12 protein-coding genes are annotated in these 15,026 nt (G+C 48.5%); 10 read left to right on the forward strand and 2 right to left on the reverse strand.

What is annotated here, in order from left to right; translation table 11 throughout:
- The first annotated feature begins 401 nt into the window (after window positions 1–401).
- From OXH18_RS10625 to OXH18_RS10640, 4 genes are all read left to right on the forward strand, one after another.
- Window positions 402–3,806, forward strand: a complete 3,405-nt coding sequence (locus OXH18_RS10625; RefSeq protein WP_268612756.1) for a GAF domain-containing protein — start codon at window positions 402–404, stop codon at window positions 3,804–3,806.
- A 208-nt stretch (window positions 3,807–4,014) separates the two neighbouring features.
- Window positions 4,015–4,146, forward strand: coding sequence for a hypothetical protein (locus tag OXH18_RS10630; RefSeq protein ID WP_268612757.1), 132 nt, complete (start codon window positions 4,015–4,017; stop codon window positions 4,144–4,146).
- Between the two features lie 51 nt (window positions 4,147–4,197).
- Window positions 4,198–4,380, forward strand: a complete 183-nt coding sequence (gene rpmF, locus OXH18_RS10635; RefSeq protein WP_268612758.1) for a 50S ribosomal protein L32 — start codon at window positions 4,198–4,200, stop codon at window positions 4,378–4,380.
- Between the two features lie 309 nt (window positions 4,381–4,689).
- Entirely contained in the window at window positions 4,690–5,289 is a 600-nt protein-coding gene (locus OXH18_RS10640; RefSeq protein ID WP_268612759.1) for a sulfite oxidase-like oxidoreductase, read from the forward strand.
- 157 nt (window positions 5,290–5,446) lie between these two features.
- Here the strand turns inward: OXH18_RS10640 and OXH18_RS10645 are convergent, their stop codons facing one another.
- Complete coding sequence (locus tag OXH18_RS10645) at window positions 5,447–5,863, reverse strand: universal stress protein (RefSeq protein WP_268612760.1); 417 nt, start codon at window positions 5,861–5,863, stop codon at window positions 5,447–5,449.
- A 378-nt stretch (window positions 5,864–6,241) separates the two neighbouring features.
- Here OXH18_RS10645 and OXH18_RS10650 point away from each other — a divergent pair, with 378 nt between their 5' ends.
- The 3 genes from OXH18_RS10650 (at window position 6,242) to OXH18_RS10660 (ending at window position 10,983) form a co-directional block, all read left to right on the forward strand.
- On the forward strand, window positions 6,242–7,162 hold the full coding sequence (locus OXH18_RS10650) for a Uma2 family endonuclease (protein WP_268612761.1): 921 nt from the start codon (window positions 6,242–6,244) through the stop codon (window positions 7,160–7,162).
- Between the two features lie 236 nt (window positions 7,163–7,398).
- The gene (locus OXH18_RS10655; protein WP_268612762.1) at window positions 7,399–9,075 is read left to right on the forward strand and encodes a mechanosensitive ion channel family protein; all 1,677 of its coding nucleotides are present in this window, start codon (window positions 7,399–7,401) and stop codon (window positions 9,073–9,075) included.
- 279 nt (window positions 9,076–9,354) lie between these two features.
- Entirely contained in the window at window positions 9,355–10,983 is a 1,629-nt protein-coding gene (locus tag OXH18_RS10660) for a glycosyltransferase family 39 protein (protein ID WP_268612763.1), read from the forward strand.
- A gap of 36 nt (window positions 10,984–11,019) precedes the next feature.
- Here OXH18_RS10660 and OXH18_RS10665 read toward each other — a convergent pair whose 3' ends face one another.
- Window positions 11,020–12,087 carry an alpha/beta fold hydrolase gene (locus tag OXH18_RS10665; protein WP_268612764.1) on the reverse strand — a complete coding sequence of 356 codons (1,068 nt, stop codon included), beginning with the start codon at window positions 12,085–12,087 and terminating at the stop codon, window positions 11,020–11,022.
- On the opposite strand from OXH18_RS10665, the gene OXH18_RS10670 reads away from it, so the two are divergent.
- From OXH18_RS10670 to OXH18_RS10680, 3 genes are all read left to right on the forward strand, one after another.
- Entirely contained in the window at window positions 12,086–12,310 is a 225-nt protein-coding gene (locus tag OXH18_RS10670; RefSeq protein WP_268612765.1) for a hypothetical protein, read from the forward strand. The genes OXH18_RS10665 and OXH18_RS10670 overlap by 2 nt on opposite strands.
- A 617-nt stretch (window positions 12,311–12,927) precedes the next feature.
- Window positions 12,928–13,227 carry a hypothetical protein gene (locus OXH18_RS10675; RefSeq protein ID WP_268612766.1) on the forward strand — a complete coding sequence of 100 codons (300 nt, stop codon included), beginning with the start codon at window positions 12,928–12,930 and terminating at the stop codon, window positions 13,225–13,227.
- Between the two features lie 144 nt (window positions 13,228–13,371).
- Entirely contained in the window at window positions 13,372–14,817 is a 1,446-nt protein-coding gene (locus OXH18_RS10680; RefSeq protein ID WP_268612767.1) for an MATE family efflux transporter, read from the forward strand.
- The last annotated feature ends 209 nt before the right edge of the window (window positions 14,818–15,026 follow it).

Consider the following 15,026-nt stretch of genomic DNA (forward strand, 5'->3'; position numbering starts at 1 on the left):
TTACCCTATAACAAGGGTGCAGTTTTGAATGCTGAGTTTTGAACGCTAGAAGAATAAGTAGGTTTGCTTAACACTCCCTCGGCCCTAGCTACACCTAACTGAACGAGTGCTTTTGAGGGACAGATGCAATTAGGGAACAACAGAAACAAAAACAAATACCAAGCTAATGGGCTGCTCTGTCAAAGAAGCAGTTTAATCGGTAGAAAGCAGGCGTATCAAACAGAAGTTACACTGGTCTTAATCGAATTGTGTCGCTGATTTATTCTTTAGGACGGTTCTCCATTTTTCCCTATTGTTCTAATTGCCAGGTTTAACTATCAAGGCTGAATTAGGCAATTGGTTGAGGCTGTTGTTGCACGCTCCACTGCTTCGTTGCTCTTTCTATCTGCCGACTTTCTCTCATGACTGAAGCTTTTCCCGACCGTCTGCTGTGCTCAATTCCTGCGCCAGTTAACGAAGCGAAACGGTTAGAAGCACTGCGACGCTACGAGATTCTTGACACGCCTCCAGAAATTGCATTCGATCGAATTACCACATTAGCAGCGCGTCTATTTGATGCACCGATCGCGCTTGTTTCCCTTGTCGATGCATCTAGAGCATGGTTTAAATCTTGTTACGGGTTTGAGTTACAGGAAGTTCGGCGCGATAACACGATTTGCAGCGTGGCATTGCTGTACGACGACGTGTTGGTGGTTCCTGATACCCAACTAGATGACCGGTTTACCTGTAACCCATTCGTGCAGGCCGATCCGGGGTTACGGTTTTATGCAGGTGCTCCGTTGATTACCCATGATGGGTTCACGCTTGGAACGCTGTGTCTGTTGGACATGAAGCCGCGTCCAGATCTGACCGATGCGCAAAAAGCGACTTTGTCTGATTTGGCTGCTATGGTGGTGGATGAGCTAGAACTGCGATTGGCCGCCCGCCGCATGGCCCAAATTGATACCGCTCTTCTAGAAGTGACGAAAGGAGTCGCTGCTGCCACAGGTGATGCGTTTTTTTTGGCATTGGTACAGCAATTCACCAAAACCTTGGGGGTTGATTATGCTTTTATTGGGTTAGTCGATAGCTCTGACCATTTTGCCGATCGCCCAGATACCGTCAAGACGATCGCGGTTTGTGCCGATGGAGAAATCATCGACAACTTTGAGTACTCCCTGCGTGGCACCCCTTGCCAAGAGGTGCTGCAAACTCGAAAACTGTGTCTCTATCCCAGTGGGGTGCAGTCCCAGTTTCCCCACGCCCCCTTACTGGTTCCGCTTCAGGTCGATAGCTATGCCGCTATTCCCTTTTTTGATTCAGTGGGCGCACCGCTGGGATTGTTGGCCGTTATGGGGCGAACTCCCCTGTCCAATCTCCAGCTTGCAGAATCACTGCTAACTATCTTTGCCCTACGAATTGCTACCGAACTAGAGCGCCAACAAACAGAGTCCGATCGCCAGCAAGCACAACAGGAATTAGCCCGCCTGATCGAACAACGAACCGCCGAACTATCGCAGGCCAACGAATTATTGCGGCGAGAAATTGCAGAACGGCAGCAAACCGAAGTAGCACTGCAAAAAGAACAAGAAACGCTGAAGGTGTTGCTAGATAACGTTCAAGCTGGCATTGTTGCCTGTAATGCTGAGGGCATCTTGACGCTGTTTAATCAAGCGGCACGCGAGTTTCATGGTTTACCCGAACAGCCTTTACCAGCCAGCCAGTGGGCGGAACACTATGATCTCTATTTGCCGGATGGCACAACCCGTATGTCCCAGACCGAAATTCCCCTCTTTCGGGCTTTGCAGGGCGAAATCCTGTACAACGTCGAAATGATGATTGTGCCCAAACAGGGAGCAGCCCGAACGCTGCTTGCTAGTGGACAGGCGATCGTTGATGTGCATGGTCAGAAGCAGGGAGCCGTGGTGATCATGCATGACATTACCGAGCGCAAGCAAGCCGAGGAAGAACGGGCAGAATTAGCACGAGAGCAGGCCGCCCGGGCCCTGGCAGAAATCTCTCAGCAAGCCGCCGAACAAGCCGCCGAACGCACTGCCCGATTACAAGCAGTAACAGCCGCTCTCTCGCAATCCTTGACGCCCTATCAAGTTGCAGATGTAATTGTTGAGCAGAGTCTGGCAGCGTTGGGCGCTAGTTCAGCGTTAGTAGTGCTGCTTACTGACGATCGAACCGAACTTGAAATTATTAAGGCGATTGGCTACGAGCCAGATTTACTCGAAGCTTGGCAACGCTTTCCAGTCACGGCGGATGTGCCCCTCGCAGCAGTCGTGCGGACCGGAGAACCTACTTGGCTTGCTCCTGTGAGCGATCGGATTCAGCGCTATCCTCACTTGGCTGAGATTTACAGCCGCTATGATTTTAAGGCCTGGATGGCTTTGCCTCTCACGGTTGAAGGTAAAACGCTGGGCGGTATTTTGCTGAGTTTTCAAGCATATCAGCCCCAAACTCAGGACGATCGTGATTTTGTTGTAGCCCTGACTCGACAGGGTGCTCAGGCAATTTCGCGGGCCCAACTCTATGAAGCAGAACGTAAAGCCCGCGCTGATGCAGAGCGAGCAAATCAAGTCAAAGACGAGTTTTTGGCAGTCTTGTCCCATGAATTGCGATCGCCACTGAACCCGATTTTGGGCTGGTCAAAATTGCTTCAAACTAAGCATCATGATGCCGTCACCCTAACTCGTGGCTTGCAGACTATTGAACGCAACGCCAAATTGCAAACCCAACTGATTGAAGATTTGTTGGATGTTTCTCGAATTCTGCGCGGCAAACTCAATCTGGACAAGGTTCCAGTCGATCTAAAATCGACGATCGAAGCGGCCATGGAAACGGTGCGGCTGACTGCTGAAGCGAAAGCGATCGAGTTGCAATTCACGGTAAATGATGGGAGAAGTCAGGAAACTCCTTCCACCCTAGCTGTTCCATATCCTAATTCACGAATTCAGACCTTGGGCGATGCAGGGCGATTACAGCAAGTGATTTGGAATTTGCTCTCCAATGCAGTCAAGTTCACACCAGAGGGCGGACGTGTCGAGGTGTACCTAGAACGAAAATTGAGCCATGACGCGGGAATTGATCAAGCGTCTATGTCCCCATCCCCCTATCCCGCCTATGCCCAAATTACCGTCACCGACACTGGTAAGGGCATTACTCCAGAATTTCTACCCTATATTTTCGATCGCTTCCGTCAAGCAGACAGCAAAACCACCCGCAAGTTTGGAGGACTCGGTCTAGGGTTGGCGATCGCTCGACACTTGGTAGAACTACATGGCGGTACAATTCAGGTATCCAGCCCAGGTGAAGGGTTGGGGGCTACGTTTGTGGTGAAGTTGCCGTTGGTTGGCGATCAAGCGTCAGGAATCGCAGATTGGGAAAACAGCCCCAATTCCTCATCTCCTGTATCTCACTCGCCATTGACAGGTTTACGAATTTTGGTAGTGGATGATGAAACGGATGCACGTGAGCTAGTGGTATTCATCTTGAAACAGGCAGGGGCCAGCGTCACACCTGTTACGTCTGCGATCGAAGCGTTGCACGTCTTGAAGACATTAGAGATGGATCTAGTGATCAGTGATGTGGGAATGCCCGATATGGATGGCTATATGCTAATGCAACAGATTGACACTCAGTTTGCTGTCCCCTCAGCCAAACGCCGCAAGCCTCCGGCGATTGCTTTGACAGCCTATGCTGGTGAACTGAATCAGCAGAAAGCTTTGGCAGCGGGATTTCAGCGACATCTCACCAAGCCCATTGAACCAGTTGCCCTAGTGGATACGATCGTGGAGCTAACTCTCAATCAGACTATTTAAACTCTATCCGAACCCCCGAATTGCCCACACTACAATTCAAGTACAAATGAAGTGAGATGCTCACGCAATCTTCCGATTTCAATCGTGGACTAGACGCAGTGCTTGAAACGAATTGGCTTGGGCGACGACCTCTGACGACCCCTACTCACGATGAACAGGAAAGTCAATGAAGATAAAGTCATACCCATTCTCTATCCGATTGCACAGGATGCCGACCCCTCCTAACCTCTCCTTGGTAGGGGGAGGAGCCGCCAGCGGTGAGATGAATGTGATGCCGCATGACCAAGAATGGGGAGCAATGGAAATAATTGAGAGGCACAATCAGGGGATGCAAATTTAGTGACAACCGTTTATGCTAGAAAGGTTGTGAATTTTTTCAGTCACCCCAGCCATGGCTGTACCTAAGAAGAAAACCTCAAGTTCCAAACGGGACATGCGTAGAGCGCATTGGAAGCGCAAAGCAGCTGTTGCAGCGCAAAAAGCTCTGTCGCTTGGTAAGTCTGTTTTGAACTCGTCCAAAGAGAATCGTAGCTTCAGACATCCTCAAGATGAGGAGGACGAAGGCGAAGAGTAAATTGTCTCAGACTGGCTTTGTTTTATTCTGCGTCTGTGTCTTCACTTACAGACGCACCTTACCTAATTTGCCTTTAGTATCAACCGCCTCGTTAAGTTCCTGAAAGTGCAACCAGACATTGTAAGCAGGGACCATATTGGCGGTTTTTTCGCAATTGGGTAATTGCGGGGCATCACAATAGTCCTAGGTTCTCCTCCGCTGCTCTCAAGCAAGCCTCAGCAAAGCATCGGCAAATCCTTTATTCTTGAAATAGGCAAATCCCGATTCGCACGTCAGCTAGGTTGGGCAACTCTACGTTGAGCAAAAGCTATGTTGGGCAAATTTTTTCAAAAACCAGACCCTGAATTCAAAGATCGTGTTCCGCCTGGACAACATCTAGCCAAAGGCTTTCCAGTGTTGACCTATGGTCAAACGCCGCAGGTGAGTACGGAAGGGTGGGAGTTTAAGGTATGGGGCTTAGCCACTCCTAAAACGTTCACCTGGAATGACTTTATGGCCATGCCACAGCACGAATTTACTGCCGATTTTCACTGTGTCACCACATGGTCAAAGCTAGATGTGAAATGGCGCGGGGTAAAAGTTACTGACTTTATGAACTATATCGAGGTAGACCCCAAAGCGGCGCATGTCATGGAGCACTGCTATGGCGGTTATACTACTAATATTGCGATCGAAGATTTTGTTCGCGAAGAAAACTTTTTTGCCCACACCCTGTTCGACGAACCATTGCCTGCCGATCATGGTGGTCCCCTGCGCTTGGTAGTGCCGCACCTATACGCTTGGAAAAGCGCTAAATGGATTAATGGACTTGAGTTTTTAGAACAGATGGAGCTAGGCTTTTGGGAACGCAACGGCTACCATCAGCGAGGGGAACCTTGGGCTGAAGAGCGCTACAGTAGCCGCTGGTGATAAAGCCGCGCGTTACCAAGCAAAACCCCCATCCAAGAAAGGATCTCCTCACCCCCAGATGGCGAAAGGGGGTGGAGAAGATTCCCAGGAAGGAAGTTACAAAACTTTACCAAACTGAGCCGGATGAACTGTGCTGGACGATACAGTTGGACTGGGTTTATTGTCCCATGGTCACTAGATGGCGCCCCTCCAGGCGATCGGGATAACCGAATGGATGATGCTGCACAATTAATACAGGACAAGCAGCATGACGAGTGACGTGATGACTAACGCTTGTATCGAGGTCTTCATCGTTATTAGCATCTCGACGTCCCATCACAATCAAGTCAGACCCCCAACCGATCGCCAATTCACAAATTTGATGACCTGGGTTGGCAAGCGGTTGCGCCAAATCGCAACCTATTCCAGCTTGCGTGGCCACGGCATGAAATTTTCGCAGCATGGTTAGTCCTTGTGACTCACAACTTGCAGGCGATTCGGCATCTGCACACGGCAAGATATGAGCAAGCAAGAGACGAGCATTCACCAGTTGTGCTAACGACAGTGCTGTTTCAAATACACGTGTATTGTTCACTGAGGTGTCTAGTGCTACCAAAATTCTTTCAAACATAGCTACCCCTACTTTTTCCTAACTACTTTGAGGTTAGGAAAAGATTATGAGGAACTATTGAAGATCGGGTTGAAGCGATAAGAAATATACAATTCTACAAAGAACTTGAGTAAAGACTTACTCTTGCTTCCCTCGACTCATGATCTGCCAAAAGATGATCAGGGTGAGAGTTGGAAAGCCAAGTACAAAGCTCCAGTCTAAAATTGCTGCCACTGTTGGGTTGTACATTAATCGTTTTACGCCTCGTTTTAAGTCATGACCTCAAGTGGTGTCGATCGAGTTATACCATGTTTTTTTTGCCCTCAAGTTATACTGAACCTAGCATCACCGGAGTATCTCGCTATGGTTCGTCTTGATGAGAATCCCCCCGTGGTTGGTACAGAAGACATCATCACTGAGCTTGACATCAGCCATCTCGTCATAGAGGACGATACGCCGTTGGACAATTTTCAATCTGAGTTACAGCAGCGGTTATTAGTAGAACCACTTTGTAGTTCTAGGGTGCTTACGCCACCGTTTCTAGCGGCAGCGAATGTTGGATTGTTCTACAAACTGAAAGGCGATCCCATTGTTCCAGATATGTTGCTGAGCTTGGGAGTACAACGGGCCGAAAATTTTTCTGAACGTCGGCATCGCTCCTATTTTGTTTGGGAATTTGGCAAAGTTCCCGATGTCTGTATTGAAATTGTCTCTAACCAAGAAGGCGATGAATTGATTCTATGCCAAAAATCACAACAGAGAGGAAAAGTTGCAAGCAAAAAGGATATCTACGCGCAAATAGGTGTGCCCTATTATGTTGTATTTGATCCTCTGCGGCAAATTCAAGGTGAAGCTGAGATGAACGGGGCATTGTTGCGCGTGTGGTCAATTTCTCCGATCGGTTATACCGAGCTAACTTCCCCTCAGGGTGTTACCCAGATAGGAGAAGTTGTCTGGTTGGAGGGAATCGGACTGGGACTCACCCTCTGGGAAGGCCCGTTTGAAGAAGATATCTCTAGGCTTTGGCTGCGCTGGTGCGATCGAAACGGTCGGGTGATTCCTACAGGTGCAGAAGGTCAAGCCTTTGAGCGCCAACGCGCCGAGCAGGAACACCAACGCGCCGAGCAGGAACGCCAACGGGCAGAACAGGAACACCAACGCGCCGAGCAGGAACGCCAGCGCGCCGAGCAGGAACACCAACGGGCAGAACAGGAACGGCAAGCTAGAGAACGATTGGAAGCCTACCTGCGATCGCAAGGCATTAATCCAGATCAACTTCCTTAGAATGAAAGGCTGTTCAAAGTTAAGGGCAATTAATTTCACCAGCCCTCTGTGGAGGCGTCTAGGTCTTCAAAAAATAGTCTTCAGAATAATAGAGAGAGACCATTAAAAAAATGCCTTCAGGCTAGCGCTGGCAGATGAGCGTTCGGTTAACTGCGCTAGAATAACCCGGATCTAAGTCTCAAACGTGGCAATCTTATAACGCAGTCATAATGAAGTAGGAGTGATCGATAACAATCATGAGACTTCTCAAGTCTGACGGGAAATTGATCAAACCGCTACGGATTGCCCGAGTCATAGGACTCGCATTTATAGTTGGCTTATTGTTCAGCATCTGCTTCGATCGATCACCTGCCATAGCCCAAGAAACCTCCCCTCTCCCGCGGGCTTCAGTCGTTGTAGATGGTACAGAACTGTTTCAGTTGGGTAGCCCTGGAACTTATGAAGCAGAAGAACGGGCAGAAAAGGCCAACCGTCAGATTCGGACCGCCATTACAACCGGACAGCCGCCAAGCATAACGGTATCTGGTAGTGAACAATTGCCTACGCTAGAACTGAATGGCGAACAATTGCTGACTATCACCGAAGAAGATTTGGTTCCAGGTCAAAGTGGTCGCGCCCAAGCACGGGAATGGGCCGAGCGGATTGAAACAGCGATCGAACAGGCGCAAGAACAGCGCACAAGCGGTTATTTGCGAATTGCCGCGATTCAAGCGATCATTGCCGCTCTGATTGCATTGCTGTTGCATTGGTCTATAGGACGCTTTTGGCGACGCACCCTCACTCCAGAACTGCGCACCATTACACAAGTTCCCGATCCTGACAGCGTCCGGATACCACAATATACATCCCTCGATCTGCTGCTGGGCTTTTTGTTGATCGCAGCACGTGTTGGTATTTGGTTAGTTGCGGTACTTTACATTAGCAATTTATTTCCCTGGACGCGACAGTGGAGTTACCGGCTCACAGAGATTTTGATCAGCAGCTTTGTTTCTCCGATCGTGGTGTTGGGCGAAAATCGCTATTCGATCGTGCATCTGTTGATTTTAGCGGGGCTGTTCTTTGCGCTGGAAATTGTTACTAAAACAATCACCAATCTTTTAAAAACTCGTGTCCTACGCCTCACTGTTACCAATCGAGGGACTCGCGAAGTGATCGCGATCCTGATTCGCTACAGTTTGCTGTTCATCGGGGCGATGGTGCTGCTGCAAATTTGGGGCATTGATTTAAGTTCTCTGGCGCTGCTCGCTAGTGCTCTCGGTTTAGGGATTGGTTTAGGACTTCAAGACATCGCTAAAGATATTGGTAGTGGGGTGGTGCTGTTGTTTGAGCGGCCTATCCAAGTGGGGGATTTTGTGCAAGTCGGAGAATATGAAGGCACGATCGAACTGATTGGGGCCCGCAGCACGCTAATCCGTACCCTGGATCACATCTCGATCATTGTGCCGAATTCACGTTTTTTGTCCGCCGAGGTGATCAATTGGAGCCACCACAACCCTGTGTCGCGATTGCATTTGCCCGTCGGAGTTGCCTATGGATCGGACATGAACGCGGTGCGCTCGGCATTACTCGAAGCGGCCCAAGAACACCATCGTGTCTTAATCAATCCTAAACCTCAAGTGTTTTTTAAGGGGTTTGGGGATAGTTCCCTCAATCTAGAACTGCTGGTATGGACGGCTGAACCCAGCAAACATATTTTGATCAAAAGTGAACTGTACTTCAAAATTGAAGAGAAATTCCGCAAATACAGCGTCGAAATACCATTCCCACAGCAAGACCTACATGTGCGATCGGGCAACTTGCCGATTGATCTGTCCCCTGAATTTCAGCAAACTCTCCAGCAACTTCTCAAACTATCGCAAAATGGACAAGCATCACACACTGATAAAACTGTCGATCGAAAGCCTGCGCCGTGACTTTAAAGCTGGGATTTGTGATGTCATGAAGCGTGAGGTTGAAGCTGGAAAACGCTTGAATCTTTAAATGATTCACCCTCTGGGTAAAACACTATTAAAACGCCGCTCTGTAACCCATCAGGATTGCTGCAAGCACACCGCACTTAGTAACTCCGCGCACTCAATCGCAACCGCTTGCTAAGCGCAAAATTTTCTTCTATTCTTTGGATTTAGCCATTAGCCTCTTGTACCGTGGATATCTGCGATCGATCACACGGAAAACCAAGCTCACATTCTGCGTTGCGGCAATTGGCACTATTGCTGTTGGTTCTGGGAATATTTTTCCGTCTTTGTGATTTGGGCGATCGTCCCTATTGGGTCGATGAAGTAGCCACATCGATTCGGGTGGCAGGCTACACCAAGCAACAGGTGATCGAGCAACTGGCAGATGGTCAGTTGCACAGCATCGCGGACCTGCAACACTATCAGCGGCTTAATGTCAACCAAGGTTGGGGGAAAACGCTACAAGCGCTTGTGCAGAGTCCAGAACACGCTCCCCTTTACTTTCTGTTGGCGCGGCTGTGGTCACAATGCTTTGGCTCCTCAGTTGTGGCCATGCGGAGTTTCTCTGTCTTGCTCAGCTTGATTGCGTTACCAGTAATGGCGGCTCTCAGTCGAGCACTGTTTGCACCAGAGAAACCCCGATCGCTCTCATCCTGGACAATGAATGGGACGATTAATGCATTATCAGTGGCGTTGTTGTCTGTTTCACCTTTTTTTGTCGCCTATGCTCAAGAGGCTCGGCCCTACAGTTTATGGATTGTGGTATTGCTAGTGATGCACTGGACGTTGCTAAAAGCTGTCCGCACAGACGATCGCCTTTATTGGATTGGGCACAGTATCAGCACAGCGTTAGCGTTGTATACCTCGCTGTTGAGTGGGTTGGTGATCCTGGGGCACAGTGGCTATGTAGCGATGATGCAGCGATGGCGCTTTGGCTGCGTTTTTCAGCACTACATTCTAACATTAACCCTAGCAATCGGAGCGTTCGTTCCGTGGTTGGTGATTGTGGTACAGCAATGGGATACATTGCAGGACAATACGACCTGGACTCGTGGCGCGTTGGGGAGGTCCCCTTTATTGGCAATTTGGCTCTACAACCTTGCTGTTCTCTATTTTGATGTGCCTGTTGTTCTCTCGCCGTTGTGGATTGGATTCATTGAGGTTTTAACAGCGCTGGCGATCGTCAGTTTCATCGGCGGTGCAATCTATTGGCTCTGCCGCAAAACCGCGCGTTGGCAATGGCTGTTGGTGATGAGCCTAATTGTGACAACTCCTGCTTGCTTAATTGCAACCGATCTCCTCACAGGAAGTCAAATTTCTACAGCGGCTCGATATTGGTTGCCTGCTCATGTGGGTATACAACTGGCAATGATTTATTTATTTACCGATCGGTTGAGTTTAAAGACAACAAAATCCCGATGGCATGGGCTGTTGATAGTGATAATAGCGATTAGCTGCATTTCATGCGGATTTCAGCTATATCAATCTCCGAAATATCAAAAAAGCCGCAATTTACACAATCAACCGATTGCCACCATTCTTAATCAAGCCGATCGGCCTCTTTTGATCGCTGAATCATCCCAAACATTGGATGTAATTTCGCTGAGCTATGACTTGCAATCAGCGGTACAATTCCAAATTCTTGCAAATTCTGGGGCATTACCATCGTTCAAGCAATGCAATATATTTGTGTTTAATCCATCTCGATCGCTACTAGAGGAAATTCAAGCTAATTCTGAGGTGACATTGACGGTTCAATATCAACCAACACGTCTAGTTCCTACGGAAATGGCTCTCTCACTCTGGTCAATTCAATCCCATCGCTGTCATAGCGTTACAAAGATAGCCATTCCAAGTCAGTTGTGAGCATCTATGGTAAACCTACTCTGAATTGTTTTGCTGTCAAACATGCTGCGATCTAGTAATCAAAAATTGCTGAATCCGATCGGCTACACTTTGCGGTTGCTCAAAATGGGGCACATGCCCCGCTGTAATCCAATGCAGTTCGCTTCGGGGAATGGCGCGGTGAAACCGATCGGCATCGTCAGTTCCCAGCATATCGTCAGATTCTCCCCAGAGGATCAACGTTGGAGGTTGAATGGTAGTTAAATCTTCGGGTGAGAAAGCATAGCCGCCGCTACGGGTAAAAGACGCGATTGCTTGTCTCCAAGTCGGCATTTGTTGATGCACCAAACTACAGCGAATTGCATCGACTAAACCCGAATCAGTCCAAGGGAATACCTGCGCCAGTTGCAATGCCATTTGTTTACGAAATGCTAGCCACTCTACGCTCCAACCTAAAACGGGCGCACTCAAAAACGGTCCGATCGGAAAATTACCAGACAAACCCACGCTATCAATTAGCACCAAAGATTGAACGCAATTCGGATATTTCAAGGCAAAATCAATCGCCACGGCTCCACCCATTGATGCACCCACTAGCACGATTGGTTGATTGATTCGTTGCCAAACAGCATGAAGATGCTGCCGGATGGTGAACGGATTAATTGACAAATCGGAGTTGTATTCTGTGAATCCAAATCCCAGTAAATCGATCGCCCAAACATCTCGATCGGCAATGAAACAGGGCAACAGACGACGAAATTCTAGTAGTGAGCTATCAAACCCGTGCAGCAACACTATTGGAGCATTTGACGATTTTGTGAATGAAGTAAGTGCTGACTGATGAATGTAAGCAGTGGCGATCGAAACGTGCTTCTGTGGTAGCATCACCTGCACAACCGATCGTCGCAGTTGTCGAAGTAAGGCGAGCGCGTCTGCATCCTGAATACTGGCTGTAGCGGCTGGCAAAAAATGGATCGACTGATTGTCGAGCATGGCACTACTAGCACGTAAAAGCGCATTTGTACAACCACCGATCGGGCGAACCGTGCGGAGGATGTGGTTTAAAGATGATTCTCCTATTATCGAGGTCAACGCCTCAAACGCTTTAATTAGGAGAGAAGCCATGTTGAGACTTGATGACGGCACGCACTTCATCTACCACCCCTTTGCCGCCACCAACTCTGCGCAGGCTTTTCGTTGCGGATGTCTGACTAAGTTCAAACAATCATCCCCAGTTTTTCTCGATCGTTTTACACAATTGATGCTGCTAGTCTTGATGCTGGTGCGAATGGTACGAATGCGAACACCTGTCCTGCGACGATATCGAGTAAGCTACCCGATCGTATAGCAGGCTTGAGTTCTGACTTGAACTGTTCAGAATCGTTGATTTTCAATCAACAATAGGCAGCTAAAGAAGATACCCATAGCAGTCGAAGGAAGGGTTGGGAAACGGTCAGGCTCACAACTCTTGCTCTGGACGGGGTTTCGCTCTATCCTTTTGCTGTATAAACGTGCTGTATCTGCGTCAACGACGTTCATTATTCAGCAAAGAATGCTGTCAGCTATAGCACAGCGCTGCTTAGAGCCAAGCTTGATGAACTACGAAGATGCACGATCGACTAATACCAATTCTCTAAACTTGGACTATCCATCACCGCATCTATAAGGGCATTTCGCAAAACGCCCCTGTGGGATCTGTAAGGCTAGTTCTAGGAATTGGTACAACACTGTGTAACTGCAAAAAATGATTCTGCGAATACATGGATGATGAATCATTAACTTTTTAGGAATAATTATCTCATTTCTATTCAATTAGAAAAGACTAGAAGTCCGAACAAGGCACAGGATTCGTCCGCGCAACTCACTGTTACGTGAAATTTACTTCAGTTGATATTTTCTATCCTCGACAAAGGATACGAAATACGACGATTTTACTCATTCGCTCGACACAAGGAAGCATCTCTAATGAAAAGAAATTTGAATTGGGAACGCTACAAGCAACTTGAATTGATTCCCGATGCCATGTGGGAAGCCACGTTGGACGAAGCAAAGCAGCACTCAAAATCACAGGGCTGGCTGAATTTGGTTTGGGACTTCCTGGTGGATTGCTTAATTGAAACCACCGAACCGCGCATTCGAGAGAAACACGATCGTCATCACAAGTGCATTAGCTGGGAAGCTTACGACCCCACAACTGGAACAACGCATTGCTTTTCATCAAAGACGGAAGTACTAGCGTGGCTAGAGCGACGGCATTTCCGGTAGACGACCGCTCGATCGCCACTGTTCAGATATTAGGGCTTCATTTTACTTGGGTTCACTGATTGGAATGACAATTTTGCTTTTTGTATTCGCTTTCGTAGTGAAGCAAGAGTGAAACAATTATTTCTTTTTTCATCCAATTGTTGGATGGCAATCCGAACGTCAATTCGTTTTAATCTATTCGGTTCACCCTTCATTCACCAACATGTACAGACCGAAAAAAACAGGGTAATCTCCGAAATTAAACACTGCCTAGACCTGGCTATTCCCCTAGCAGGAGCACAATTAGCTCAATCACTGGTTGCCTTCATCGACACAATGATGATGGGCTGGCTAGGCAGTAGCACGATCGCCGCTGGAGGCTTGGGGGCAGCTACGTTCAATGTGTTTTTGATTACAGGCATTTCGATCGTGTCGGCGGTCAGTCCCCTCACAGCAGAAGCCTATGGAGCCGGAAACGCTCAGCAAGTCGGGCGTGTCGTTCGTCAAGGATTTTGGGTGGCGTTGACGTTTGCCTTGCCGATTACAGTGCTGCTGTGGAGTGCCGGATTTTTCTTGCGGCGACTGGGGCAAGCACCCGAAACTGTTGCGCTAACTGAAACCTACCTACAGGCGATCGCCTGGGGATACTTTCCCGCGTTGGGATTTGCCGTTCTTCGCAGCTATATCTCGTCGCTGTCACGCACCCGTCCCATTATTGTTGTGATTATGGGCGGTACCATTCTGAATATTGTGGGCAATTATGTGCTGATGCTTGGTAAATTGGGATTTCCCGCGTTGGGGCTAGCAGGGATTGGCTGGGCCAGTACCATTTCGCTATGGAGTACCTTTATAGCTCTGGCGCTGTATGCCTTGGTGCATCCCCAACTGCGCGTGTACAAAGCCTTTTCGCATCTATACCGATTCGAGCCAGTGGTTTATTGGGATCTATTGCGCGTGGGCTTGCCGATCGGCATTCTAGCGATTGCAGAAGCGGGACTGTTCACCGTTACCACTTTTCTGATGGGACAAATCAGTACCGTGACGTTGGCTGCTCACCAAATTGCTCTGCAAACGGCGGCAACTTCCTTTATGGTTCCATTGGGCGTTTCGTTTGCCACCACCATTCGAGTGGGGCAAATGCTGGGGCAGGGCGATCGATCGGGTGCTCGTTTGGCTGGATATGTGGGCATGGGCATCGGAGCCACGTTTATGGCCGGCATGAGCTTATTGATGTGGACTATTCCCGAACGAATTGTTTCTCTTTATCTCGATACCACCGATCCAATTAACGCTGATGTCGTAACGGTTGCTAAAAATCTCCTCGGCGTTGCGGCTTGGTTTCAACTGGTAGATGGAATTCAAGTGACAGCCAATGGTGCATTGCGGGGGCTAAAAGATACCTACATTCCCATGATGATTGGCATTGTCGCCTATTGGGGTATTGGTCTCACCAGCGGCTATATTCTCAGTGCTCGGATGGGCCTAGGTGGTGTGGGGCTTTGGTGGGGCTTGGCGATCGGCTTGGCGGTGGCGGCGATGGTTTTGACTTGGCGCTTCAGTATAGCTCGATTGGAACCTGCGATCGTTCCTTGTTCAAAACCGTTGTCGTGAAGGCTAAAGGCTAGAGTCTGAAAGAGGAGAAATAACTTTTTTAGGGGAACAGCAGAAATTTGGGCAGTTGGCAACGTTGAAATTTGTTTGCATTCACCAAATTTTTCGAGCATAGCGATTATGGTGGACTCATCCATTGTTGCTAGCAAATTGAGTTGCCAGCAACTTTGGGTTGCCAGTGAATCGGTGATGCAATGAAGGAGCACGTA

Source organism: Thermocoleostomius sinensis A174, from assembly GCF_026802175.1.
Classification (GTDB): domain Bacteria; phylum Cyanobacteriota; class Cyanobacteriia; order Elainellales; family Elainellaceae; genus Thermocoleostomius; species Thermocoleostomius sinensis.

Coding starts and splice junctions, on each gene's coding strand:
- OXH18_RS10625 (WP_268612756.1), top strand. CDS start 402: ATGACTGAAGCTTTTCCCGACCGTCTGCTGTGCTCAATTCCTGCGCCA.
- OXH18_RS10630 (WP_268612757.1), top strand. CDS start 4,015: ATGCCGACCCCTCCTAACCTCTCCTTGGTAGGGGGAGGAGCCGCCAGC.
- rpmF (WP_268612758.1), top strand. CDS start 4,198: ATGGCTGTACCTAAGAAGAAAACCTCAAGTTCCAAACGGGACATGCGT.
- OXH18_RS10640 (WP_268612759.1), top strand. CDS start 4,690: ATGTTGGGCAAATTTTTTCAAAAACCAGACCCTGAATTCAAAGATCGT.
- OXH18_RS10650 (WP_268612761.1), top strand. CDS start 6,242: ATGGTTCGTCTTGATGAGAATCCCCCCGTGGTTGGTACAGAAGACATC.
- OXH18_RS10655 (WP_268612762.1), top strand. CDS start 7,399: ATGAGACTTCTCAAGTCTGACGGGAAATTGATCAAACCGCTACGGATT.
- OXH18_RS10670 (WP_268612765.1), top strand. CDS start 12,086: ATGTTGAGACTTGATGACGGCACGCACTTCATCTACCACCCCTTTGCC.
- OXH18_RS10665 (WP_268612764.1), bottom strand. CDS start 12,087: ATGGCTTCTCTCCTAATTAAAGCGTTTGAGGCGTTGACCTCGATAATA.
- OXH18_RS10675 (WP_268612766.1), top strand. CDS start 12,928: ATGAAAAGAAATTTGAATTGGGAACGCTACAAGCAACTTGAATTGATT.
- OXH18_RS10680 (WP_268612767.1), top strand. CDS start 13,372: ATGGCAATCCGAACGTCAATTCGTTTTAATCTATTCGGTTCACCCTTC.